Annotated in this window: 22 protein-coding genes; 13 read left to right on the plus strand and 9 right to left on the minus strand. The window is 41.5% G+C overall.

Going from position 1 to position 24,262, the window contains the following annotated elements:
• Positions 1-46: 46 nt before the first annotated feature.
• Positions 47-1,483, minus strand: a complete 1,437-nt coding sequence (locus DFO72_RS19145; protein ID WP_113883283.1) for a carbon starvation CstA family protein — start codon at positions 1,481-1,483, stop codon at positions 47-49.
• Between the two features lie 238 nt (positions 1,484-1,721).
• Between DFO72_RS19145 and DFO72_RS19150 the strand changes: the two genes are divergently transcribed.
• Together DFO72_RS19150 and DFO72_RS19155 are read left to right on the plus strand one after the other, a co-directional pair.
• Complete coding sequence (locus DFO72_RS19150; protein WP_113883282.1) at positions 1,722-2,462, plus strand: protein-glutamine gamma-glutamyltransferase; 741 nt, start codon at positions 1,722-1,724, stop codon at positions 2,460-2,462.
• A gap of 224 nt (positions 2,463-2,686) precedes the next feature.
• Positions 2,687-4,150 carry a UDP-N-acetylmuramoyl-L-alanyl-D-glutamate--2,6-diaminopimelate ligase gene (locus DFO72_RS19155; protein WP_113883281.1) on the plus strand — a complete coding sequence of 488 codons (1,464 nt, stop codon included), beginning with the start codon at positions 2,687-2,689 and terminating at the stop codon, positions 4,148-4,150.
• Positions 4,151-4,384: 234 nt separating this feature from the next.
• Here DFO72_RS19155 and DFO72_RS19160 read toward each other — a convergent pair whose 3' ends face one another.
• Together DFO72_RS19160 and DFO72_RS19165 are read right to left on the minus strand one after the other, a co-directional pair.
• Complete coding sequence (locus DFO72_RS19160; RefSeq protein ID WP_243856208.1) at positions 4,385-5,191, minus strand: glycerophosphodiester phosphodiesterase; 807 nt, start codon at positions 5,189-5,191, stop codon at positions 4,385-4,387.
• Between the two features lie 121 nt (positions 5,192-5,312).
• Positions 5,313-5,612, minus strand: a complete 300-nt coding sequence (locus tag DFO72_RS19165; RefSeq protein WP_113883279.1) for a hypothetical protein — start codon at positions 5,610-5,612, stop codon at positions 5,313-5,315.
• 296 nt (positions 5,613-5,908) lie between these two features.
• On the opposite strand from DFO72_RS19165, the gene DFO72_RS19170 reads away from it, so the two are divergent.
• From DFO72_RS19170 to abc-f, 6 genes are all read left to right on the plus strand, one after another.
• A complete protein-coding gene (locus DFO72_RS19170) occupies positions 5,909-6,430 on the plus strand; it encodes a hypothetical protein (RefSeq protein ID WP_113883556.1) in 522 nt (173 codons plus the stop codon).
• Between the two features lie 15 nt (positions 6,431-6,445).
• Positions 6,446-8,002, plus strand: a complete 1,557-nt coding sequence (locus DFO72_RS19175; protein WP_113883278.1) for a flotillin family protein — start codon at positions 6,446-6,448, stop codon at positions 8,000-8,002.
• Between the two features lie 176 nt (positions 8,003-8,178).
• Positions 8,179-8,280 (plus strand): YjcZ family sporulation protein, encoded by a 102-nt coding sequence (locus DFO72_RS19180; RefSeq protein WP_019381583.1) that lies wholly within the window; start codon positions 8,179-8,181, stop codon positions 8,278-8,280.
• Between the two features lie 48 nt (positions 8,281-8,328).
• Positions 8,329-8,451 (plus strand): YjcZ family sporulation protein, encoded by a 123-nt coding sequence (locus DFO72_RS19185; protein WP_076256871.1) that lies wholly within the window; start codon positions 8,329-8,331, stop codon positions 8,449-8,451.
• A gap of 323 nt (positions 8,452-8,774) precedes the next feature.
• Positions 8,775-8,975 carry a hypothetical protein gene (locus DFO72_RS19190; RefSeq protein WP_113883277.1) on the plus strand — a complete coding sequence of 67 codons (201 nt, stop codon included), beginning with the start codon at positions 8,775-8,777 and terminating at the stop codon, positions 8,973-8,975.
• A gap of 334 nt (positions 8,976-9,309) precedes the next feature.
• Complete coding sequence (gene abc-f / locus DFO72_RS19195) at positions 9,310-11,088, plus strand: ribosomal protection-like ABC-F family protein (RefSeq protein WP_113883276.1); 1,779 nt, start codon at positions 9,310-9,312, stop codon at positions 11,086-11,088.
• Positions 11,089-11,138: 50 nt separating this feature from the next.
• Here abc-f and DFO72_RS19200 read toward each other — a convergent pair whose 3' ends face one another.
• Positions 11,139-15,476 (minus strand): S8 family peptidase, encoded by a 4,338-nt coding sequence (locus DFO72_RS19200; protein ID WP_113883275.1) that lies wholly within the window; start codon positions 15,474-15,476, stop codon positions 11,139-11,141.
• A 682-nt stretch (positions 15,477-16,158) separates the two neighbouring features.
• On the opposite strand from DFO72_RS19200, the gene DFO72_RS19205 reads away from it, so the two are divergent.
• The 5 genes from DFO72_RS19205 to DFO72_RS19225 all read left to right on the plus strand — a co-directional run bounded on the left by DFO72_RS19205 (position 16,159) and on the right by DFO72_RS19225 (position 20,696).
• Entirely contained in the window at positions 16,159-16,695 is a 537-nt protein-coding gene (locus tag DFO72_RS19205) for an RNA polymerase sigma factor (protein ID WP_019381590.1), read from the plus strand.
• On the plus strand, positions 16,670-17,278 hold the full coding sequence (locus DFO72_RS19210) for a hypothetical protein (RefSeq protein WP_113883274.1): 609 nt from the start codon (positions 16,670-16,672) through the stop codon (positions 17,276-17,278). The genes DFO72_RS19205 and DFO72_RS19210 overlap by 26 nt, the downstream gene beginning before the upstream one ends.
• A gap of 217 nt (positions 17,279-17,495) precedes the next feature.
• Positions 17,496-18,791, plus strand: a complete 1,296-nt coding sequence (locus DFO72_RS19215; RefSeq protein WP_113883273.1) for an ABC transporter substrate-binding protein — start codon at positions 17,496-17,498, stop codon at positions 18,789-18,791.
• Positions 18,792-18,851: 60 nt separating this feature from the next.
• Positions 18,852-19,823: a carbohydrate ABC transporter permease gene (locus tag DFO72_RS19220; protein WP_113883272.1), complete on the plus strand. Its 972-nt coding sequence runs from the start codon at positions 18,852-18,854 to the stop codon at positions 19,821-19,823.
• Between the two features lie 3 nt (positions 19,824-19,826).
• On the plus strand, positions 19,827-20,696 hold the full coding sequence (locus tag DFO72_RS19225; protein WP_113883271.1) for a carbohydrate ABC transporter permease: 870 nt from the start codon (positions 19,827-19,829) through the stop codon (positions 20,694-20,696).
• Between the two features lie 103 nt (positions 20,697-20,799).
• On the opposite strand, the gene DFO72_RS19230 is transcribed toward DFO72_RS19225, so the two are convergent.
• The 5 genes from DFO72_RS19230 to DFO72_RS19250 all read right to left on the minus strand — a co-directional run bounded on the left by DFO72_RS19230 (position 20,800) and on the right by DFO72_RS19250 (position 24,260).
• Positions 20,800-21,543, minus strand: coding sequence for a hypothetical protein (locus tag DFO72_RS19230; RefSeq protein ID WP_113883270.1), 744 nt, complete (start codon positions 21,541-21,543; stop codon positions 20,800-20,802).
• A 148-nt stretch (positions 21,544-21,691) separates the two neighbouring features.
• Positions 21,692-22,459: a TatD family hydrolase gene (locus DFO72_RS19235; protein WP_113883269.1), complete on the minus strand. Its 768-nt coding sequence runs from the start codon at positions 22,457-22,459 to the stop codon at positions 21,692-21,694.
• Between the two features lie 12 nt (positions 22,460-22,471).
• On the minus strand, positions 22,472-23,206 hold the full coding sequence (locus tag DFO72_RS19240) for an ABC transporter ATP-binding protein (RefSeq protein ID WP_113883268.1): 735 nt from the start codon (positions 23,204-23,206) through the stop codon (positions 22,472-22,474).
• Positions 23,203-23,970 carry an ABC transporter permease gene (locus DFO72_RS19245; RefSeq protein WP_113883267.1) on the minus strand — a complete coding sequence of 256 codons (768 nt, stop codon included), beginning with the start codon at positions 23,968-23,970 and terminating at the stop codon, positions 23,203-23,205. The genes DFO72_RS19240 and DFO72_RS19245 overlap by 4 nt, the downstream gene beginning before the upstream one ends.
• Entirely contained in the window at positions 23,967-24,260 is a 294-nt protein-coding gene (locus DFO72_RS19250) for a thiamine-binding protein (RefSeq protein ID WP_113883266.1), read from the minus strand. The genes DFO72_RS19245 and DFO72_RS19250 overlap by 4 nt, the downstream gene beginning before the upstream one ends.
• Between the last annotated feature and the right edge of the window lie 2 nt (positions 24,261-24,262).

Here is a 24,262-nt window from a genome sequence, read left to right on the forward strand (position 1 = left end):
TTAAAAAATGCACCTTCACTCTTGTGAATGAGGTGCATTTTTACAGTTAAGCCGCTGTTAAGCTGGTACTATTTTTGCCAAGCTGTCTATGTTTTATTATCTGGTAAACATACCACACTGCAATTGCAAGTGTAATGACTGAACCGATAATCATCGACAATTGATAATCCATCTGAAAGCCTTCGGGTGCATAGAAAATATACGTGGATACTACACCAGTCATAAACAATGCAGGCACACCGCAAATCCAGTGAAATTTCTTATTTTTCAAGAGATACATCGTGGCGGTCCAAAGCATGACTGCAGCTGTAACCTGATTTGTCCACCCAACATATCTCCATAAGAAAGAGTAATCGATTGTTGCAAGGTATAAAGTTGGAAGAGCCACTGGCAAAGTGGTGATGACAACCTTCCATCTTCCATCTATTTTCATAAAAGAGGACAGCGATTCAGCCAGCATCATTCTTGAAGAGCGGAGAGCTGTATCACCGGTTGTAATCGGGAGAATAATAACGCCAAAAATAGCAAGTATCCCACCGAATGTACCTAGGAGGCTGCTCGAGATTTCATTAACAACTCCAGCTGGGCCTCCAGCAGCTAAGGCTTCCTGCAGACCTCCTGTTCCCCCGAAAAAGGTCATGCCCGCTGCAGCCCAGATTAAAGCGATTATTCCTTCTCCAATCATTGCTCCATAGAATACCTTTCTTCCGTCGCTTTCCTTTTTCAGTGTGCGTGAGACAATCGGACTTTGTGTTGAATGAAATCCAGAAATGGCACCACAGGAAATGGTGACCATCAGTAAAGGCCAGATAGGAAGCTCTCCGGGATGATAGTTAGAAAGCGTTACATTCGGTATGGATTTTTCGCTGAAAAGCAATGCGACTGCAATGGATACAGCCATAAAAATTAAAATTGCTCCGAGAAAAGGATAAATTTTTCCGATAATCCGGTTTACAGGCAACACAGCTGCCAGGATAAAGTAAGCAAAAATAATGAACAATGAAGCCATAAAACTTAATGGTGTTAAGCTGGAAATAAGCTGTGCGGGTCCAGCGGTAAATGCAGCGGCAACCAGTACCATTAAGAGAATAGAAAAAATATTAATGGCTGTTTTGGCCGGTTTTCCTAAATATCTGCCAACAATAGAGGGAAATTGCTCACCTTTATGCCTCAAAGAGAGCATCCCTGAAAAATAATCATGAACGGCACCGGCAAAAATGGAACCGGCCACTATCCAGATAAAAGCAACTGGTCCATATAAAGCCCCCATGATAGCACCGAAAATCGGCCCCAGTCCTGCAATATTCAATAATTGGATCAGGCTGCCTTTCCACCAGCTCATTGGAGCATAGTCCATTCCGTCATTTTCTGTGTATGCCGGTGTTGGGATACTGTCATTTATACCAAAGATTTTCTCTACTAATTTCGAATAAGTGGCATATCCTGCCACCAGCAAAACAATCGATCCTAAAAAAGTCACCATGTAATATGCCTCCTGTTGTAAATGAATTGTATGTAAAGTCTGAAACTTATGAATATGTGGAATATTGTACAAGCAAAATAGAAGGAAAAGCAAGTCTATTTCAGAAAAAAGATATTTTCCGATAATAAATAACGCTTACATTTTTCAGAGAGTAAAAAAAGAGAAGAAAAATAATGAAGGAACCCTCCTGCAAAAGAAACCATAAGCTACTATAAGTTCATTTGAAGGGGGGAAGACAATGATTATCCTTTCGAATAATCAAAATAAACCGGGGGCTTCCAGCTTTTTTGGTGTTCAGCGTGAAATTTATCTGGCCCTGGAGAGCAGTCCGGAGACTCATCAATATGATTCAATGCATGAACTGCTGTTTGATATCCTTCTAAGGGAGAATATCATCAAAGCAGCCAGACAGCTTTATGCGAGCCGGGTTGAATTTGCACCCTTTAACACATCACGTTTCAATCCGCGCATATGGAGAGGGACAAAATATGGATACCTGCTCGATCCATCCGTTTTACCGTCAGATGCGATTATGGATGTGTTTACGAACAGCTGGGAATATGCTTTTGAATGTACAACAGCCATTGTGCTGATTTTTTATAAAGCTGTCTTGGACTCCATCTCTGTCAGCCGCTTCAATACAATATTTCAGGGGCTTCTTGTATGGGACTGGAATTATGATTATGATCTATCGATTGTTACAAAAAGAGGCAGGAATTTCATACCAGGTGATGTCGTTTATTTTTATAATCCTGACTATGATCATCCAGTTTGGACAGGTGAGAATTCCGTTTATTTGGGAGGAGGCATGTTCTTTGGTCATGGGGTTGGCATGGAAAGTGAAGCAGGGATGATAAGAGCTCTTAATACGTTAAGAAAACCTGGTGCTACAAGAGATGCTTATCTTATTTCGCAGCACAGCCGGTTGAATGTGAAGTATTTATCCCAGTTTGCAAAGCGGCCATTGTCTATCGTCTAATACGGAAGTAAGCTGGCATTTCAATAGGGTGAATCGCTTATTTTCAGAAAGCCATTCACCCAAATTTATCCTCAATTCTAGTATATTAAGACGATTTTCCCGTTCCCCCGTTATTTGTGTCCTTTAGAGGGCATATTTCCTGTAAATGTGGGAAAACAAAAGATAATGAATATAGATATATACACCAAATTACTTGTTGTTTAAACATTAAAGGAGACAGAAATATGAAATTATCCCAGGTTATTAAGTGCCTAAAGGATAGCGGGGAGATGGATGTTTTTACAAACGACCCTGAAATTAGAGGGGTAGAAATGGATTCACGCAAAGTAGGGAAAGGAAGCCTTTTTGTTGCGATAAAAGGCTTTCAGACAGATGGACATCATTTTATTGGACAAGCTGTTGAAAATGGCGCGGCTGCCGTGGTGGGTGAAGAAGCCCTTGAATTGAATGTGCCATATATACAAGTAACGGATAGCAGAACCAGTCTGGGGAAGCTGGCAAGCTGTTTTTATGATCGGCCATCAAGGAAACATAAAATAATTGGCATAACAGGAACTAACGGGAAAACGACCACTGCCTATATATTAAAGCATATCTTGGAGGCTGCAGGCAGGACATGTTCCCTCCTGGGAACTGTTTCCAACATTATTAATAACAAGGAATATAAGACCAGCAATACTACACCAGATGCTTTACAGATCCAAAAAATGCTGAGTAAAAGCCTTGATGAGTTTGTCGTTATGGAGATTTCTTCTCATGCGCTGGAACAATCAAGAACAGAAGGTCTGGAATTAGACTACGGGCTATTTACTAATCTGGCTCATGACCATCTTGATTATCATGAAAATATGGATCAGTATTTTCATGATAAAAAGAAAATCTTCACCTTGTTAAAAGACGGCGGTAAAGGAGTTATAAATTTCTATAATTCATGGGGAGAAAAAATGGCAGAGGATCTTCAAAAAGAAAAGATTCCTTTGATTATGCTTGGTGATGAAAAGTTCTGTTCAATAAAAGACGTTGCTATTAATGGGAGAACAGTATTTATTTTGGAGATGAAAGGCCAGTCTTTTGAAATTGAATTTCCTCTTCCGGGACACCATAATGTCTATAATGCAGCAATGGCTTTTATGACAGGCTTTGATCTGGGGATAGACCCTGCAGATATAATTAAGGCCCTGGCTGCATTCCCGGGCATACCGGGCCGCTTTGAAACGATTATCCACCCTTTAGGAGCTAAGTTCGTTGTGGATTATGCACATACAGTGGATGCGTTTGAATATTGCCTGGAAGCAGCAAGGGAACAGGGAGCGGAAAGAATCTCTCAAATCTATGGATTCCGCGGCGGCAGAGATCAATCTAAACGCATGGACATGATTAAGGCATCCGCAAAATACTGCCATAAATTTTACTTAACGGCTGATGATTTAAACGATGAATCTGAGGATGAGATGATAAGCCAATTGCAACGGCTGAATAAAGAATTTGGATGCGGAAAGGGTGAAGTGATTCCCGACCGTACTTTGGCTATCCAGAAGGCATGGCGGGAAGCCAGGGAGAATGACTGGATTTTTATTACGGGAAAGGGGCCGGAAGCTTATCAAAAGCCATTTGCTCTTCCGGCTGAAAGTGATTTGGAAACCCTGAATTTGCTCCTGGAATCTGGAAGAAAACAGGCGGTGCTATAAGAGAAGCGGAAGTGCCTTGCCCTGTGGCAACGTCTGCATGACGCCCATCCTCCCAAAAGCTGCCGCTTTTGGTCGTGCGATGAATAAGCTGGCGAAGTCATCCTTTTCCTGGGAGCCTCACCTCGAGGGGCAGGCTGCTTGTGCTAGACAGTTATCGACCTTCGGAATTTTATATATACTTCCTCATCTCTCAAAACAAAGGATGCAGACCCTCATCGGTCTGCATCCTTTTTGTTATTCAATAAGATCTAAATAATCGGCCACAATCCCATCCAGTGGATAATGCTTCAATTTTTCTGCTTCTTTCCTGGAACGCACAGTCCAGGCGATTGCTTTCATGCCATTTGAGTGAATCAGATCGATCACGCGTTTGTTAACCACAGTCCATTTGGGGTTCAGGTAACTGGCATATTTGGCAATATTTTTAATCTCAACAGTGTCAGGCGGATAGTTAATTAAGATGGCGACAGGGATTTCCGGCACCAATTCATGGAATCTTTTCATTGATTCGGTTTCGAATGACTGCACAATAATATGGTCGTCCCCTTTTGTGTGAAAATTTCTTTTCTTTAGTTCCTCTGCAATCATTTTTTCAATGCCAGGGTATAGGGCCGGTTTTTTTAATTCAATTAAAAGCCCGACTCGATCTGCATATTTGTCTAAAACCTCTGCAAAAGAAGGGATGCAGGCACCGCGGAATTTTTGGGAAAACCAGCTTCCGGCATCCATCTTTCTAAGCTCATCAAAGGTAAAATCGGACACCTTGCCTTTATGGTCAGTTGTACGGTCGACAAGTGAATCGTGAATCACAACAATCTTTCCATCCTTGCTTAATTGGACATCAATTTCCAGATAATCTGCACCCATTTCGATCGCGCGGTCATATGAAGGGAATGTATTTTCAGGACAGTAGCCGGCTGCTCCCCGATGTCCGATTCTTTTCATTTTGTGAGTGGTGCTTGTCATTTTCTTTATGCCGAAAAATGAAATAACTGTAGCTAAAGCTGTAAAAAAAACATTTTTCATTACCTTCAAAGTCATTTCTCCTCGCCATTTTTTGCTCATCTTAAAGGATTTGAAAACATTTTGTCAACTGCAGAGGATTTCTTCAAAATAAAATGACTCTGCCCTCGGGATGAGGAACAGAGTATCTTATCTCTGTTTATTCCCATTCTTCATAAACAATAGTACCGCCAGTCAAATCCAGTGTATTTCTTTCTCCCTTATAAAAAAGCTTTCCATCTTCTTTAACAACCAAGTTCTCATATGTAAATACACTCTTTCCGGAAGGAAGCTGGATAATAATTTTCTCACCTAGTTCTTTTTTAGGGGCTTCTATAGTAATGAGACTTTGAGAATAAAAATATAATGCTGTAAAGACAGCAAAAAAGCCCAATAGGACAATTGTCATCAGCATAAATTTGCTCTTTGGCTTCTCTATGTGCAATTCAGATCTTGTCATGTTCCCTATCCCTCCGCTAACTAGATATATTCGTCTATTCCACCGATTTTCGGCATTTAATCCCCCGTGGCGAATGTTAATCCCAAAATAAGGTATGCAGAAATAGAGATGAAAATGACAAAAATGGGCTGAAAGTTAGACAAGCTGAACAAATTGAAGTATGAATATGGAAAAAACTGCGAAAATTGAAACAATTACAGGTTTTTGTCCGTATATAAATTAATCCGTTAAGAGAAAAGGGAAAGGAGGCATGGGATAGAACAGCTGGACAATAAAATATGGATAGGGTGCATGTAATGGAACTATTTGGTTTTCCTATTCACACAATATATCTCTTCACACTTGTTTTTTCGGGCATCTTAATTATTTTGTATGTGTTTTTTGGAGATATTGCTGACGGAATTGCGGAGGGAAGCTTTCTAAATCCTGTACTGATTCTTGCATTTATCACTTTTCTTTCCGCTGCAGGCTATATCTTTGAAATGACAACCTCTCTTAATAGCGTGGTCATTCTCTTGATAGGAGCTGGAATAGCAGGACTGCTGGATATAATGCTGAATATTTTTGTTCTTATACCATTATCAACTGCTGAAGAATCTCTCGTTTACACAGATGAATCCTTAAGGGGAAGATTAGGTACGGTATTAATTCCTATACCAGAGAATGGTTTCGGTGAGGTTTTGATTGAAAATATTAGCGGGAGAATTTCCAAGCCTGCTCTAAGCTATGAAAATACGTTCATAGCAGAAGGCAGCAATGTGCTGATAGTTGAAGTGGAAAATGGAGTTATTAAAGTTATCGATTATAAAGAATTATAGACAGGGGGACATAAAATGATAATGATTTGGGTTGTAATTGGAATTGCAGCATTTTTGCTAATTGCGCTGCTTGGTGTGTTCATTACAAAATATCGGACTGCAGGGCCAGATGAAGCGTTGATCGTAACAGGAAGTTATTTGGGCAGCAAAAATGTCCATGTGGACGAATCAGGAAATAAGATAAAAATAATCCGAGGCGGAGGAACATTTGTACTGCCGGTCTTTCAGCAGGCAGAGCCATTGAGTCTCCTTTCTAGCAAACTGGAGGTTACCACTCCTGAAGTATATACCGAACAGGGAGTTCCTGTTATGGCAGATGGTACTGCGATCATAAAAATTGGAGGGAGTATTGGAGAAATTGCTACTGCTGCAGAACAATTCCTTGGTAAATCAAAGGAAGATCGTGAAAATGAAGCGAAAGAAGTTCTTGAGGGGCATTTACGATCAATTCTGGGTTCTATGACAGTCGAAGAAATATACAAAAATAGGGATAAATTTTCCCAAGAGGTTCAAAGGGTTGCTTCACAGGATTTGGCTAAGATGGGCCTGATCATCGTTTCTTTCACAATCAAAGATGTCCGCGACAAAAATGGCTATCTGGACTCACTGGGAAGGCCAAGAATTGCCCAGGTAAAGCGGGATGCGGATATTGCCACAGCTGAAGCTGAAAAGGAAACCCGGATTAAACGGGCGGAAGCAGCCAAGGATGCCCAAAAGGCAGAACTTGAAAGAGCGACAGAAATAGCGGAAGCTGAGAAGGAAAATCAAATGAAAATGGCTGACTACAGAAGGGAACAGGATATTGCCAAAGCCCGGGCTGACCAGGCATATGACCTTGAGACAGCCAGGGCAAAGCAAGAAGTTACGGAGCATGAAATGCAAATCAGGATCATTGAACGCCAAAAGCAAATTGAGCTCGAAGAAAAAGAAATCTTAAGAAGAGAACGCCAATATGATTCCGAAGTGAAAAAGAAAGCTGATGCAGACAGGTACGCTGTTGAGCAGGCAGCTGAGGCTGAAAAGAAAAAGCAGATTGCCGAAGCGGATGCAAACCAATATCGAATTGAATCACAGGCCCGTGCTGAAGCAGAAAGAGTTAGGGCTGATGGGATGGCGAAGGCTGATTCACAGCGCGCTCAAGGTGAATCAGAAGCCGAAATCATCCGCCTCAGAGGACTAGCGGAAGCGGAGGCAAAGAGGAAAATCGCGGAAGCGTTTGAACAGTATGGCCAGGCGGCCATGATGGATATGGTCATTAACATGCTACCGGAATATGCGAAGCAGCTTGCAAGCCCACTATCAAATATTGATAAGATTACAGTGGTTGATACAGGAAGTGACAGCAATAATGGCGGGGCCAATAAAGTAACCGGCTATGCCACTAACCTGATGTCCACGATGCAGGAAAGCCTGAAAGCTTCGTCTGGCATAGACGTGAAGGAGCTGCTCCAAAATTTTTCTGGCAAAGGAAACGTCCGGCAAAGCCTGGAACAGCTGACTGAGGAAATTAAAGAAAAAGAACCCGTCCAATCCTCTAAAGGAATCCAAGCCACTCTCTCTCATAAAAAATAATGAAATTGCCTATTTTTCTCAAGGAAGATAGTCAGGAAATACTGTTATATCAACAAAAATCAGAAGCCTTCCCATGGAAGGCTTCTTTTTTGCGATAAAAACTGTGTATTCGTCTATCGCACAAATTGGGTGAATTGAATAGGATATATTGAATCAAACAAAGGAGGTAATTGACTATGTCAGACGGATGCGGATACGGCGGCGGTTTCGCCCTTTTAGTTGTATTGTTTATTTTACTGATTATTATCGGTGCTTCTTGGGGTTACGGTGGTTTCTAATAATAAAACATGGTGACATAGTTTATTAGTAAGGGAGGGGATTCTATAATGTATGGCTACGGATATGGCGGCTGTGGATATGGTGGAGCTGGATACGGCGGCGGTTTTGCGCTAATCGTTGTTCTGTTCATCTTGTTGATCATCGTAGGTGCTTCTTGCTTTAAGTGGTAATAGATTAAAAGAAAAGCAGGGGGACCTGCTTTTCTTTTGTATGCATATATATACCTTTGGATGTGAGTGCTGGAAGCCCCGGCAAATTCCGCTCGAAAATGGAAAATACCCGCGCGCAAAGAGTCTGTCTCCGCGCAATAATACAAGAAAGCGCGTGCAAAAGGAAAAGCACCGCCCAAAATAACCAAATACCTAGCGTAAAAATCCGTCTCCGCATACAAAACCTGAAATCAGCCAGCAAATTCACCAATTGCAAACTCGTGTTTCCTAATAAGTCAAATAGGGAAAAGAAGCTGCATAAACGAAATTGGGAGGTTTGCAAAATGGATGAACTTAAAACACAGGATCGGGAAAATACGATGAGGGAAATATACTCCATATTGGAGGGCGGACTTCAGCGGAAAATGCATAAAAGCGAGTACAAGCTTGTTTCAGAATGGGTAAGCGGTTTTAATCTGGAGGAAAGAGCAACGATATTAAATATGCTTAAGGAGCTAACCAACAAGCATATCCGGATTGATTAATGAAAGCAGGCAGATGCTTGCATTCAAGCTGCCGATCATTTGCCTATTGACAAAAAAAGCCAGAAGCTTATATACTACAAGCAAAGAGTTTGAAAGGATGATTTAGGGGCATGAAGTTATAATCTTATTTTTTCTGGTATCTTTTTATATTTAAAAAGTTTAACCCGGAGAACATAGGATTAGTGTGCCTTTTTTAGTCATCCCGTATCGGAACGGATGTTTACTATATTTGTCTGTAAGCGGCAAATTTTATTTAGGCGCATGTTTTTTTATGTATTTGCACCATTTCCAATGATGGGTGCATAATCCTCTCCGGGTATGGGGAGGTTTTTTTATGTGTGCAAATAAACGTTTAATCGGCAATCAGAACAATAATAACCTGCCGATTCTCATGGCCAGGGATCTTCAAAAGTCATTCGGTGATAAAACGGTGTTTTCTAATTTGGCCTTCGATATTTATCAGCAGGACCGCATCGGCCTTGTTGGCTTAAATGGTACAGGTAAAACTACATTGGCCAATATATTGTTCGGCAGTATTCAAGCGGATAAAGGCACGATCGAGCGGATGAAGGAGCCATGCAGAATTGGCTACCTGCATCAGTCGGCAGATTATTCTGTCAGTGAAATTTCCGATTTTAACCAATATCACAATGAAAAGATTCTTCAGCAGGCAAGCAAACTAGGCCTTTCAAAACTCCATGAATGGGAACCGGATAGACTTGATTCTTTGAGCGGCGGCGAAAGACTGAAGCTTTCTTTGGCTAAAGTCTGGTCAACAAACCCGGATATGCTGATTTTGGATGAACCTACTAATCATTTGGATTTACAGGGCATCGAATGGCTCATTAGCGAAATCTGCAATTTCAGCGGCCCGGTTCTGATCATTTCCCATGACCGTCATTTCCTTGATCAGGCTGTCCGGAAAATTTTTGAATTGCAGGAAGGCATCCTCACCATTTATCAGGGTAATTACACAGACTACCGGGAGCAAAAACGGAAAGATTTTGATGATCGGCTTCATCAATTTAATGTCCAGCAGAAGGAGATCGAACGAATCGAAAACCAGATGTCCAATTTAAAAAAATGGTCTGAAAAAGCTCACAGGGACTCAACTAAAGGCGGAAGTCCTTCTGAGAATAGGCAGATGGGCTTTAAAGAATATCACAGAGTAAAAGCCAAAAAGATGGATCAGCAGATTAAGTCAAAAATGAAAAGGCTTCAGCAGGAGCTGGATAAAAATAAAGTTGAGAAGCCGGAAGAAGAGGCGAAAGTACATTTTCAATTTGATTCGTCAGGCAAAAGAGGGAAGAGAATCATCGAAGCTAAAAACCTCTCAAAAAGCTTTGGCGATCGGACTCTTTTCGAGGATAGCCAATTTTATATCAAGCATGGTGAAAAAATAGGGATTCTTGGAGCAAACGGGGCAGGCAAGACCACATTTATCCGTATGCTTTTAGATAAAGTACCACCTTCTGATGGAGAACTTTGGGTCAGCAGCACTTTAAAGATTGCTTATTTAAATCAGGATGTCAATGATTTGCCCTTAACAAAAAATGCCGTTGAGGCACTTGATCTCACCGATCGTATGATGATTTACAAGGCAAGGACCCTGTTAGCGAATTTGGGGATGAAGGAAGCAAAGTTAAATCAGCCGATTGAACAGCTTAGCATGGGAGAGCGAATCAGGGTCAAGCTTACAGACATGCTTTTAAAAGAATATGATGTGCTAATACTAGATGAGCCGACAAATCATTTGGATTTGCCGAGCAGGGAACAATTTGAAAAAACGCTCAAAGAATTTTCAGGGACGCTTATCATTATTTCTCATGATTTATACTTTTTGGAGAAGTTAAGCTCAAGGTTACTTGTATTTGAAGAAAATAAAATTACCAGATTTGAAATGGACCTGAAGGAATATCAGAAGAAATCCAGGACTTCCAAACAGGAAAAAGATCATCACTCCACCAAAGAGCAAATTATGGTTATTGATAACCGCATCAGTGCGATACTGGGAGAACTCAGCCTGCTTGTTCCGGGTGACAGCAAATATGCAGAATTGGATAAAGAGTTTAATGGCTTAATAACTAAAAAAAGAAAATTATTAAATCAATAAGTGCAAAAAGGCGGGCCCTTATAAAAATGGCCCGCCTTTTCATCTGATTTTTACTTCGTTTTAGTGCTATTATTATTCTTTTTCGCATTAATCCACAGTTTGCCTTCTGCTGTCTTGCGAGTTTCATTGCCGTAGTCATCCGTTACTTTCACTTCGATTTCGGCACTAGGTGCCTTTACATTTGATGTGGCGGTATAGTAGCCGACATAATGGCCTGGGGAAGTTTCCATCATTGGAAGCTCAGTAGCGTTATTCAGCTGTCCCCCAGCATTTGTTAAAGGCATTCTGATGGCAAACGCCGCTTTTAACCCTGGTTCGCTATCAAATTCGATTTTTACCGATTCGCCTTTCTTAAGTTCCTTGTCTTCTGCAGGAAGAAGATTTTCTATGGCTGGAGCGGTGTATTTAGCATCGACCGTGATTGTTTTTTCTTCGGTGTTTTTCGCTTTATCCTGTGCTGTTACCGTAATGGTGTTTTCACCTTCATCCAGCAGGATGCGAAGGGTGTATTCACCATCTGTAATCTTTGCTGCCTGGCCGTTGACTTTAACCCAATCAAGGTTATCGTCTGAAACGGTTCCTTTAACAGTGACTGTTTCTTTGTTTGTTTTGGATTTATCTGCCGGACTTGTTATTGCCAATTCCGGCTTTGTTTTGTCATATATTACTTTTACAGGTTCAGAGGCATCGGTAGATCCTGACTCTGTAGATGCCTTCGCTGTAAGAGTATTTTCCCCTTCAGAAAGGGAAACTTCACTTGAGAATGTACCTTCCTCAGTTGTTTCTGATGATGCGACTTCTTCACCATTATTAAATACTTTTACAGTAGTTGTAGGGGCTGAAGTACCTTCAACTGTAACTTTCCCTTGGTTTGTGAAGCCTCCGTCAGCTGGAGAAGTGATGACTGGTGCAGTTACTTCATAGTTCACTGTGGCACGGATCATATAGTTTCCTTCATCCTCAGGAGCAGGAGACCATGCTCCGCCTACAAGCTGCCAGCTCCGTCCTGCATTTTCTCCATCCTCATCTGTACCAAGACCTGGAGCATTAGGATTCGGTGCTGATTGGATATATACCAGATAGAAGTCGCCATCTGTAACGATTCCTTCGTCACTAAGATCGACATGTGTCCATTCACCGTTTCTTAGGGCTGTTGCTTCAAATGGACCTGCCAGCTTTTTGCCAGGTGCTCCATCTGGTCCGCTTGCATCGTATACTTCTACTTTGAAGTCTGTTCCGCCCGGAGTCGGCCAGGTGGTATCCCAGAAGCGGAATAAACCGCCAGTAACCATCGCACTGTCATGGCCGGATGCAAGGGACATCTTAACTGCCCAGCCGTTGCCGGCATCGTAGAATGCACGTGCATTTTCAGCTGTACCATCATCATATCCGATTTCACCCGGGTATCCGATAAATGGCTTTAGCTCAATATTTTGCTCTAAAGAAGAGCCGCCTTCGATCGTGATGCTCTGCTCCTTGCTGTAGTAGGAAGGTGCCATAGCTTTTAAAGTGTATGTGCCTTCATAGGCTGTGATTGTATATTCACCGTTTTCATTTGTTGTTACTGGCTGTACTGCTGCATCTTCTATTAAAAGAAGCGCAGTATTTGCAACAGGGTCTCCAGTTGCTTCATTTGTCACAACACCTGTGACTGTCCCTTTTGGTATTTCCTCAAGGACGAAATTTGCAGTCGCTTCTCCATCCTGCGGGATATTTACGTTCTGCGTTTGAGAACGATAACCGTAAGCTTCCGCTTTTACAGTGAAATCTCCTGAAGCATGTGTCATTTCAAACGCTCCATTTTGAGGATTAGTAAATACGGACCTGCCTGATTCCAGCACACTTACTTCGGCAGTAAGCGGAAGCAGCATAGGCGCAGGCTGTTGCTGTTTATCATCATCTTTTGCAGGTGTATCCTTTTTAGGAACAATGCTATCCGGATTTACCTTTTCTTTCTTTAGTTCTGCAGAAGGTTTATCCTTGCTGATGCCAAGCTGAGCTTTACCTGCAGGTTCAACTGGAGAATCAGATAATTGGACATCATCGATATACCAGCCTTGCTTCTGTACTGATCCATCGGTAGTCACATTGAATGCTACATAAATTCTCTGTCCTGCATACGCACTTAAATCCACTTCTGCATTAACCCAGCCTGTTGTATTACCGTTTACGCGAAGAGCCTGTTCCCAGTTTTCCATGTCAGTTGAAACGAATACATGGCCGTAATCATAACGGTTTTCAAGCTCGTGCCATTGCTTGAACTGGAGGTAGGCATTGCCTTCCGGCAGGTCAATAGGAGGCATCTGCAGATTCATGTTTGCTCTATTTGCATAGTTGCCGTCAAGTTTAGTTGCATATACATTGTCCCCGGATGCTGCATTGCCAGGACCTGAAGATGGAACACCCCACTCCCAGCTGTTTTCCGGTCCATATGAAGTCCAGCCGGCCGGCTGTGATTCAAAGTCCTGAGAATAGCCGATGCTGATTCCAGGTCTTACCGCAACTTCATAGGAGTCAGTTTCAGTTAAATTTCCGCCAAAATCATTTACCTTCCATTTATAAGTTACGGAAGGCTCGGCGATGTCTTCTCCAGGAATAACTGCCTGGTAAGTACCTTCTTTATAGTTTCCAGCTGTTCTTTTGGCCTCAATGGCTGCCCAGCTGCCGTCAGCTTTTAAGTATTCAAGATCAACTCTTGTGACGCTTACATTATCTGATGCCGACAATTCAAGTGCCAGATCCATTCCTGTATATGTTTCCTGAGGTGCTTCGTGATTGGCTGCAGGAGCTTCTGAGTCATCTCCTTCTTTTGCAACCTGGCCTTTAATTTTCCCAAGGCCAGTCAGTACGGAAGAAACCGCATCGAACGCATTGATGAGCCCATATCCAAAACCATTATTTGGCGTCTCAGGATAAGTACCATTTGTCAATGGAGTAGAGGTAGTCAGTAAAATTTCCTCCATCTCTTCAACAGTCAGACTTGAATCAACCTGGCGGAGCAGCGCGGCAACCGCAGAAACATGCGGGCCAGCCATGGAAGTTCCATTCCAGCCGCCTTCATATCCGCTTCCAGGAACTGACGAACGAATGTTGACTCCGGGTGCAGATACATCAGGTTTAATCTCATCGTATGGTGACGGTCCCAGCAATGAGAAGCTGCCTAAACCATTATTAATGTCTGTCGCACCAGTTGCGAATGATTCCGGGTAGTTAGCCGGTGTAGCAACGGAACCAGGCCCGCCTGGATTAAACAAAGTTGTGTTTCCGGCAGAGAACTCTGGGAAAATTTCAGCTGCTCGCCATGCTTGAACCATTGGACGATACCACTCATCCAGCCCAGGTCCGCCGCCCCATGAATTGTTGACAACATCCGGAGCTTTTTCAGGATGAGGGTTTCCTTCAGCATCCTTTGGAGCTAGAATCCATTCACCTGCTTCAAGCAGATCTATATCAGTTCCGCCGCTTGCAGTGAAGGCTTTTACTGCAATCCACTTTGCACCAGGTGCAACCCCAATCTGATTGGCTCCATTTGGCTCGGAACCCACCATTGTTCCAGTTACGTGGGTACCATGTCCCTGATCATCATATGGTGCTGTCTGACCTGCAGTGGCATCAAACCAGCTGAATTCATGCGTTGGTGAATCGGGTTGTGCTGCGTTATAGCCCCGGTATTTTTCTTTTAACGCCGGGTGGTTCCACTGAACACCTGTATCAATGGACGCAACGACAGTACCCGAACCGTCGATTCCCATTTCCCATACAGCAGGAGCGCCGACACGGTCAATATTCCACTCGATTGAATTTGTTTTTGCTTGTGTTTTTAGAGTCTTTGCGGCTTCCTTTACTGGCTTATGAAGCTGTCTAGTTTCGTTTGGAAGGATTTTTTCTACTTCAGGGAACACGGCGATTTGTTCCATAACGTCCTTTGTAGCTGTTACTGCAATGGCGTTGACGATGTAGAAGGATTGAACATCTTTTGCCTTGCCGTCTTTTTCCTGCTTTTTAAGGAAATCTGTGACTTGGCCTTGAGTTTCAATAGCTGTAGATCTTAGTGAGGATAGGACTGCAGAACGTTTCATGTACTTGGATTTAGAGGCTGTCAGTTTTTGGGATGCAGCCGATTTTTGAGCTTTCTTGGCTGCTGCTGAAGTATCAGCTTGTTCTTTAAATTTTATCAGGAATGTTACTTTATCTTCTTTATCAAATTGTTTCAGCAATGAGCTGTTTATTTTGCTTTTTGCTGTCTGAGGTGCAGCTTCCTTAACTGAGGTATGCGGAGAGCTTTTACTTTCTGCTGATCCCATGCCCGGGAACATCAGCGGCAAAATCAAAAAAGCTGTCAGCATCACATAAAGAATGCGATTCAATGAGTTTCTTTTTCTTTTCAAAAAATTCCCTCCTTGTTTTGTTTAATTTCTTAAATAGTTTTCCGGCAGAATGAACTCGATCACCTCCTAAGGGTTTCTTCCAAAAATGGAAAACCCTTCCGTTAACAAGAACTTTAGCTGAAGAATCAGCTGGAGATTGTCGAAAAATGAAGTTTATTGCTGTGGAATGAATAAAATAGCTAGAAGGTTTTAGAGCATTCATAAGGTTACAGTCTTAAAGAATCAACTTAACCTGGTTTTATCTAGATGAAAGGAATCATTTATACCCAGGAATATTGAAATAATAATAATTTTTGGAAAAAATAAGAAAAAGGAGGGAGGCAGTATTTTCCCAGAATGATAAAATGAATAAAAAGAGGGGGATTTTTAAAAGATGCCTTTCGTCAATCCAATAGGAAAATAGCAAGTAAATTATATGAAAATGGGTATTTTGAAGTGTAACTTTCTTTGTATTTACTTGTGAATTGTGGCTGGAAGAATGGTTACAGGGAAAATGACTCTTTCTTCGGAATTCGTCTTAATTAATACAATAGAATCAGGACATTTAGAAAAAATAGGATAAATGAACAAAATTTGGATTCTTGGCCTGCATGAAATTTCTTTTGACTATTTTACATAAATATTGGAAAAGTGTTTCTTTTCTATTTTTCATTCGTCTAATAATACGCGAGGGGGCGCCGCAATGGAGAGAATATCGGCTGAAGCTTTTGAAGATATATACAGCGAATACAGCGATCGAATTTATGGATACATATTTCTTCTCGTGAATGATAAGGAAGTCGCCGAAGATTTGACACAGGACACCTTTATTAAAGCTTATAAATATATGAGCCAATTTAATGGGGAGTCCCAGATCTTTACATGGCTGGTCCGAATATCAAGAAATGTAGCCATTGATTATCTGCGTAAAAAAAACAGATTCAAATTTTTCTCAATTGAAAAATTCCAGCTCCAATCAGATGAAGAGACCCCAACCGAGATTATGATTAAGGGTGAAAAAGTTACACTCTTATATGAAGCAATCCGACATTTGAAATTAAGCTATCAAGAAGTGCTGATTTTGAGAAAAATAAAGGAGTTTTCCATCAAGGAAACGGCAGAAATCTTGAATTGGAACGAAAACAAAGTTAAAATCACCACTTCCAGGGCACTCGCAGCACTAAAAAAAGAATTGCAGAAAAGGGGGGAAATCCATGAAGAGCTCATTCGGATTCGATAATTCTTTTCGTGAATTAGACCGTATTCCGCGATCGCAAAAGCAAAAGCAGGATAGCCTGCAAAAAATATGGAGTGGCATAGAGGATAGGCCAAAAAGAAAGAAAAATATTTTCCCTGAATTTTTATCTGCCGCCGCAGTAATGGCTGCTTGTATTATGTTCGCTTTCATTATTTTTTCTGAGGATTCAACGACAAGAGGCAGCAGCAGTACAGATATGCTTGGGGATAGTTTTATCAGTCAAACAGCTATTGCTCTATCAGAAACTGAGAATTCCTTCTCTGCTGATGGAACGTATTCTGCTGAAACCGCGACTGTAAAAGATGAAAAGTGGGAAAACACGGCAAGAACTGCCATAAATTCAGCAATGCCTGCCGAGGCCGTCATCGACTCAAAACCATTATATGATATCCAATTTATTATGAAAGGCAAAGACCCTGTAAAGGTGAAGGTCTGGAACGAGCGTGGTGAGGTATATTTCAAGTCAATGGACAGTGAGATAATGTATGCAGTTCCCTCTGAAGAAGGTGCCATATTCATTGAGTATTTGGAAGCCATTGCGCAAAGCATTCAAAAAACTCCTTAATTCAGACTCCTTTTTAGGGGTCTTTTTTTTATTAGGCGTAAAGTCCTGGAGATTTACAAATTACGAGAATTTTTTCAAAATAATGTTTTATCCCCAAATAACAGGGTAGTACTATCTTAGTTGATTATTAATTTATTTGCTGGCCAGTATTTTTCCTTGCGCAGGGGTTAGGCACAAGCTTAAAGCAGAAGATTAAATATTATTTAGGGGGAGCATTATGAAAAAGGGATTAATCTTTATCATTTCCGCCATCCTGCTTATTGGTACCTTGGCAGGCTGTTCAGGTGGGGAAAGTGTTCAGGCAGAAAAAACGAAGGATGGAAAAGTAATTGTTGATTTTTGGAGCTTCTGGGGTTCAGAAACGAGGCGTCCGATCATTGAAAAAATCATAGAGGATTTTAACAATTCACAGGATGAAGTTTTTGTAAAGCATACATATTTGCCCTGGGGAGATATTTGGACCAAGAACCTGGCATCCGTTGCAGCGGGAAACCCGGCGGATGTTATTATAAACGATATCAATTCAGTCGCCCAGCGAGCTGAAAATGCCCAATCGGAAGATCTGAGCAAGTATATCGATGAATCCTTCAAAGATCAATTTTATCCTCATTTATGGGAAACTGTAATGTACGGGGACAAACCTTATGCAGTTCCATTCAATACAGATACAAGATTGCTATTTTACAATAAAGATGCTTTTAAAGAAGCTGGACTTGATCCGGAAAAGCCGCCAGCAACATGGGCGGAGCTTGAGGAGTACGCCGCAAAGCTTGATATAAAGGATGGAGACCGCTATGAGAGAGTTGGCTTTTATCCGCTATGGGGCAGCATTGGTGCTGCTAGCTGGATGACAAGCGCTGACGGCGGAAAAGGATTCATTCAAGATGGAGAACTTTACATCAATACACCTAAAAAGCAGGAAGCGCTTCGATGGCTGCTGGGATGGAAAGAGCGTCTTGGTGAGAAGACAGTTCAATCTTTTGAAGCTGAATTTGGCAGTGAGCAGTCAAATCCATTCATTGCAGGCAAAGTGGCAATGTGGGTTGATATCGGTACTTTTTATACACAGATTCGTGACTATGGAGAGGATATGAACTTTGGGGTAGCCCCTATTCCTGCATATGAAAAAGGTTCGGGGAATTGGAGCGATGGAGGCGGTTTCGTAGCTGAAATACCGAAAGGAGCCAAACATCCTGAGGAAGCTATGAAATTTATCAAGTATTTAACTGGCCAGGAGGCACAAAAATACTGGGCTATGAAAAACTATGATAATGTTGCAAACAAAGAAGCTGCAGAAGCAGTTGTTAATGATCTTAAGGGTGATGATAAGTACGTATATGAAGCTTCGGTGAAAAACCTGGATCAAACGCAATTGTTTCCGGTTCCAGTAAAGTATCCTGATTACCAGAGCCGCATAAATCCGCATATTGACAGTGTGCTGCTTGGAAAAACGAAGCCGGAAAAAGGACTGGCGGAAGCAGAGAAAGATGTTGAAAAACTAAAGAGAAAATAGAACAAAGAGAGAAGGGGGCCTCCTTCTCTCTTTAAAAATAAATAAAAGAAGGTGTATGGGTTGAAATCATATGATACAACGATTGCGCGCCGGGGAGCGGGACTTGCGGGAAAAAAAGAAAAGACATCACGCAGACGGATGTCCCGCCAAACAAGAGAAAATATCTTTGGCTATCTATTCATCAGCCCGTGGATTATTGGTTTCCTTGGACTGACATTTGGTCCGCTATTATTTTCCTTATTTGCCAGTTTTACAGATTATAATATTACTTCAAGAATGAATTTTATCGGCCTTGATAATTTTAAACGCATGTTTACAATCGATGATCTTTTTAAAACGTCTTTATGGAATACCCTTTATTACGTTTTATTCTCTGTCCCGCTGACTACTGCAGGGGCGATTTTTCTATCGGTTCTTTTAAATCAGAAAGTAAGAGGCATGAAATTCTTCCGCACACTTTATTATCTGCCTGCTATCCTCTCGGGTGTTGCGGTTTACTTTTTGTGGATGCAGCTGCTAAGTCCTTCGACAGGACTGGTAAATACGTTTCTTGCATGGATTGGGATTGAAGGGCCAGCCTGGCTGTTTGATCCTGAATGGACGAAACCGGCTTTGATTTTGATGAAAATGTGGAGTGTCGGCGGCGGGATGCTGCTTTACCTTGCAAGTCTGCAGGGAGTTTCAGCTTCACTGTATGAAGCAGCCGATCTTGATGGGGCAGGTGTTATGAAGAAATTCTTTTATATCACACTGCCAATGATTTCACCAATCATTTTCTTCGATGTGCTGACTAGTACCATAGGTGCCTTTCAGATCTTTCAAGAAGCATATGTCATGACAGAAAACGGAAGCGGGGGACCAGGAAATTCACTCCTATTCTACAATCTGCATATGTGGAATAACGCGTTTGAAGTGTTTGACATGGGCTATGCATCTGCAATGGCCTGGCTTCTGTTTATTGTCGTTATGGTACTGACAATCATTAATATGAAACTCGGCAAAAAATGGGTTCATTATGAGGGGGGGGGATAATAAATGAGAACTGCCGCAGCACCTAAGTTTTATGAGACAAAAAAATTCAAAGATAAATTAAAGCAGACGATTATTTTTACCGTTTTATTAGCAGGAAGTGTACTGTTCTTATCTCCGCTGTGGTGGATGATTTCGACATCATTGAAATCTCCTGCTGAGATTGCCCAATATCCGCCTACCTTTGTGCCAAAAGAATTCCATTTTTCCAATTATGTTGAAGCCTGGAAAACAGCGCCGTTTACCCGCTGGGCAATGAATACGTTTTTTATTGCCTTTTGCGGAATGGCTGGAAGTGTTCTTGTCAATTCGCTAGTTGCTTATGCGTTTGCAAAAATCCGTTTTAAAGGAAGAAATGCTTTGTTTATAGTTGTGTTATCAACCATGCTGATTCCGGGGTTTGTCACGATGGTGCCTCAGTACATTTTATTCTCGAAGCTCGGCTGGGTAAATACGTACCTGCCGCTGATTGTTCCAGCTTTTTTGGGGAGTGCCTTTTTCATCTTCCTATTGCGCCAGTTTATGATGACCATTCCTAATGAACTAATAGAGGCGGCAGTACTTGACGGCGCGAATCATCTGCAGATCTGGTGGCATGTCATGCTGCCGCTGACGAAGCCAGCTCTTATTACAGTGGCCATTTTTTCATTTAATGGGGCATGGAATGATCTTCTCGGACCATTATTGTATATAAATGATGAAAGTCTGTACACACTGCAAATCGGGCTTCAGACCTTCAAGGGAACAGTTCAGACACAATGGAATTACCTGATGGCCATGTCAGTCATGGTTCTCCTGCCAGTTGTACTGCTATTTTTCTTCTTCCAGAAGCACTTCATAGAAGGTTCAAATATCACATCAGGCACAAAGGGATAACAAAACCGGCTAAGCATCTGCTTAGCCGGTTTTATAAATGCCTGGCTCCAGGCGCGATTTGCTTATACATGTCGAAGGTAAGCATAAGCGTTCCGCTTTTCTTTTATTGAATAGGGCAATATGTTCTCCATTCCCCGCTAACACATACTTTATGGCGGGGTACATAACAGTCAATGATTACCGAATCTGGATTAAGTCCACTTTCTTTCAGCTGGGAAGAAACTGAAACTTCAGGCTCAGTATTTGCGGATGAGCAAGGGTATCCGCCGCGCCATTCATATTTTGTACAGTAGTAGCATAACTCGCCAGCTGCAGTGATTTTATCGGAAGTGACAGCATTGCTTACTGCTGCTTCTTCAATCAAATGCATTTTCTTCATTTCTACCTCTGTCAAATATTCAGTAAAGGTGCTGTCTTTTGAGATATCTATTTTGGTTTCTTCATCAGATTTCAGGTCTTTTACATAAAAAGCCTGATCTTCAATAAGTCTGCTGTAATCAACAAGCCGGACCTTTAATCCTTTTCCGTCGGACTCATACGAAAACGATAGAAGGGAGGAGAAATTTACAAGTGCTTTTTCATTTAAGAAAACATGCTTTTCATTGTAATCAATTTCATATTGAACTGTCCAGCCATATTGTTTTCCTTTTTCATCAATAAGAGCTTTTGGCTGGCTGCGTGCATCTTTTAAAATGGAGGATTTAAATTCCTTAAATTCATCAGCCATCATCACGGCTTTTATGAAATCTTTTTCAGTCAATTCAGCAGAAAAGCTTTTGGGCTGTGCAGAAACATTGCCTGAGAAGACTAGTAAAATAGTCAATAACAAGAAAATATACTTTTTCATCACATACCTCCTAAAAGTAGTGTCCAATATAAGATTAACTTATATTTCCAAAATTAGGAATGGTGCGAAGTGATTATATTTATCTGGTATTTTTTAACTAACCTGTATTTTAAAAAGCTCTGCGGTAATAGACCATAAAGCCATTTAATTAATCTATATTATAGAAGCTTTTCGTATTTTCATATACCTGGTTAAGAGCGCTGTTGAAAGATATTTCTTTTATTTCAGCCAGGGTGCTGATAGAATGTGCCATCATGGCAGGATGGGTTGGCTTGTTTTTAAAAGGTCCCTCAAATGCCCATGGCCCATCTGTTTCAGCCATCATTTTATCCAGTGGATAATCCCGGATAAGATTCTGTATTTCTTTTTCGTATACAATATCTGGGGTAAAAGAGATGGAATAATCATTGGAAATAAGCCTGCTGACAGCGGAAATGTCACCTTTAAACCAGTGAAAATGAGCTTTTTTAATCGAATGTTTTTCCAATAAATCACAGACAACCGGTGTATCTTCATAAACAGCGTGGAGGACGATGGGCTTATCCCACCTTTTAGCAAGCTTAATAAATTCTTCGAGGAGTTCAATATATCCATCAAGCTTTATGTCCTCTTCAGACCTTAAATAGTATGGAAGCCCAACCTCCCCAACAGCAGCCATCTGGTCTTTGTGAGCGTTTATCCAGCTGAAAAGATCTGAAATATCGTTATCACTGGGTAAACCTTGTTCAGGGTGAAAACCAAAGGCTGGTTTAACAAAAGGATAAATCTCTGCAAGAGCAAGATTCCTTTTACAGGATTCTAAATCGCATGAAACTGTAACAAGCGAAAGCTGGAACGGCAGCTCATGAAACATTTTCTTTAATTCTTCATTGCTGTACTTATCAAGATGAATATGGGCATCAATATACTTATCCATTGCTGTTGCCTCCTATTGATTCTTCAGCGCATGATGAATGTTTCTTTTGCAGGCGAGGAAATTTTCATCGAGAAAAAGCTCCTCCATTCTTGGCCTGTTAAAGGGTACATTATATTCTTGAGTTACTTTAGCAGGTTTGCTGCTCAGTATTAAAATTCGATCAGAGAGGTAAATGGCTTCTTCTATACTGTGAGTTACAAACAGAATCGTCGGTTTATGCTCACTCCAAATATCGAGCAGCCATTTTTGCATTTCAAGGCGGGTAAGCTCATCCAATGCTGAAAAAGGTTCATCCAGTAAAATGATTGGCTGAGGGCTCAATAGTGCCCGGATAAAGGCTGCCCTTTGCTTCATGCCCCCTGATAATTCATGAGGATAAGCATTTTCATAGTCGCCGAGGCCAGCTTTTTGAAGCATTTTTCTGGCGGTTTGTGAGTCGGTTTCTCCTTTTAGTTCCTGGCCAAGCAGAACGTTTTGGAGAATGGTTCTCCATGGCAAAAGGGAAGGTGTCTGAGGCATATAGCTGATTGAACCGCGTTTTCCGTCGATCTTCTCACCACCAAGTATTATGCTGCCTTCGTCAGGCAGGAGCATGCCGCCAATCAGATTAAAAATAGTGCTCTTTCCGCTCCCTGATGGACCTAAAATCGAAACAAACTCCCCAACATTTACATGGAAACTCAAATTATTTAAAACCTGATTTGTATCAAAACTTTTTGTTAAATGTTCAACAGATAATTGTATCATTTCACGGCACTCTCCCGGGACTTCCATTTAATAAGCAAACGTTCAGCCAGTAATATGCCTCCAAAAAACAGCAAGCTTAACAGCATAATCGCAAAAATGGCAACGAAAACACGGTCTGTCCGAAATGAAGAAGAGGCCAAAGTCATATAAACCCCTATTCCAGCTTTAGCTCCGAGCCATTCGGATATTACAGCACCCATCACACTATAGGTTGCGGAGATTTTTAGCCCTGAAAATAAAGAAGGAAGGGAATAGGGAAGCTCCAGCTTCCAAAACAGCTGTCCTTTGCTGGCCCCTGCCATCAGCATATAATGCTTAAATTCATCAGGGGTTTGACGAAAGCCATCTAATGCTGCAACAGTAATGGGGAAGAAGCAAACCAGTGTGATGACAATCAGCTTTGGAAGCAGGCCGAAACCAAACCAAACAACCAGCAAAGGGGCCAGAACAATTATAGGCACATTTTGTGAAAGTATAAGGATAGGGTAAACCGACTCCCTTATAAAAGGCAATAAATGCAGTGTAACAGCTGTGAGTAATCCTATGCCGGTGCCAATGGCAAATCCTAATAAAGAAAGCATGACTGTCGATTGAAGATGAAAACGGAAGCCCTCCCAGCCCGAAATCGCTTCCTGAACAATATCTGTCGGCGGGGGCAGGAGCCATGCAGGGACTTCTGCCAGATTTACCGCCAATTCCCAGGCAATGAATAAAAGGAGGAGAACCGAAGCCGGCCTCCATCCTTTTCTTAACACATTTATCATGGGCGGTATTTCTCCGTTAAATCACTCATTTCAATACCGTCCGGCTGATATAGAATCTTAACCTGTGAGATTACATTTCGGCTTCCTTTTTCAATCATTTGTTTGTTCATATCGGCAATGATTTTCAATAAATGTTCTAAATCGCCTTCCATTGTTGTTTCGAGGGGGTGTACTTCGTACTTGACACCGGATTGCTGAATAATACTAATTGCTTCATCGACGTAAGGGATAACATCTTCCCCATCTTTTGTTTTTGGAATGATTTGAATGCTTACAAGTGCGTTTGCCATAT

Source organism: Cytobacillus oceanisediminis, assembly GCF_004366035.1.
GTDB classification, from domain to species: Bacteria; Bacillota; Bacilli; order Bacillales; family Cytobacillaceae; genus Cytobacillus; species Cytobacillus oceanisediminis_C.

Coding starts and splice junctions, on each gene's coding strand:
- DFO72_RS19145 (WP_113883283.1), bottom strand. CDS start 1,483: ATGGTGACTTTTTTAGGATCGATTGTTTTGCTGGTGGCAGGATATGCC.
- DFO72_RS19150 (WP_113883282.1), top strand. CDS start 1,722: ATGATTATCCTTTCGAATAATCAAAATAAACCGGGGGCTTCCAGCTTT.
- DFO72_RS19155 (WP_113883281.1), top strand. CDS start 2,687: ATGAAATTATCCCAGGTTATTAAGTGCCTAAAGGATAGCGGGGAGATG.
- DFO72_RS19160 (WP_243856208.1), bottom strand. CDS start 5,191: ATGACTTTGAAGGTAATGAAAAATGTTTTTTTTACAGCTTTAGCTACA.
- DFO72_RS19165 (WP_113883279.1), bottom strand. CDS start 5,612: ATGACAAGATCTGAATTGCACATAGAGAAGCCAAAGAGCAAATTTATG.
- DFO72_RS19170 (WP_113883556.1), top strand. CDS start 5,909: ATGGAACTATTTGGTTTTCCTATTCACACAATATATCTCTTCACACTT.
- DFO72_RS19175 (WP_113883278.1), top strand. CDS start 6,446: ATGATAATGATTTGGGTTGTAATTGGAATTGCAGCATTTTTGCTAATT.
- DFO72_RS19180 (WP_019381583.1), top strand. CDS start 8,179: ATGTCAGACGGATGCGGATACGGCGGCGGTTTCGCCCTTTTAGTTGTA.
- DFO72_RS19185 (WP_076256871.1), top strand. CDS start 8,329: ATGTATGGCTACGGATATGGCGGCTGTGGATATGGTGGAGCTGGATAC.
- DFO72_RS19190 (WP_113883277.1), top strand. CDS start 8,775: ATGGATGAACTTAAAACACAGGATCGGGAAAATACGATGAGGGAAATA.
- abc-f (WP_113883276.1), top strand. CDS start 9,310: ATGTGTGCAAATAAACGTTTAATCGGCAATCAGAACAATAATAACCTG.
- DFO72_RS19205 (WP_019381590.1), top strand. CDS start 16,159: ATGGAGAGAATATCGGCTGAAGCTTTTGAAGATATATACAGCGAATAC.
- DFO72_RS19210 (WP_113883274.1), top strand. CDS start 16,670: ATGAAGAGCTCATTCGGATTCGATAATTCTTTTCGTGAATTAGACCGT.
- DFO72_RS19215 (WP_113883273.1), top strand. CDS start 17,496: ATGAAAAAGGGATTAATCTTTATCATTTCCGCCATCCTGCTTATTGGT.
- DFO72_RS19225 (WP_113883271.1), top strand. CDS start 19,827: ATGAGAACTGCCGCAGCACCTAAGTTTTATGAGACAAAAAAATTCAAA.
- DFO72_RS19230 (WP_113883270.1), bottom strand. CDS start 21,543: ATGAAAAAGTATATTTTCTTGTTATTGACTATTTTACTAGTCTTCTCA.
- DFO72_RS19235 (WP_113883269.1), bottom strand. CDS start 22,459: ATGGATAAGTATATTGATGCCCATATTCATCTTGATAAGTACAGCAAT.
- DFO72_RS19240 (WP_113883268.1), bottom strand. CDS start 23,206: ATGATACAATTATCTGTTGAACATTTAACAAAAAGTTTTGATACAAAT.
- DFO72_RS19245 (WP_113883267.1), bottom strand. CDS start 23,970: ATGATAAATGTGTTAAGAAAAGGATGGAGGCCGGCTTCGGTTCTCCTC.
- DFO72_RS19250 (WP_113883266.1), bottom strand. CDS start 24,260: ATGGCAAACGCACTTGTAAGCATTCAAATCATTCCAAAAACAAAAGAT.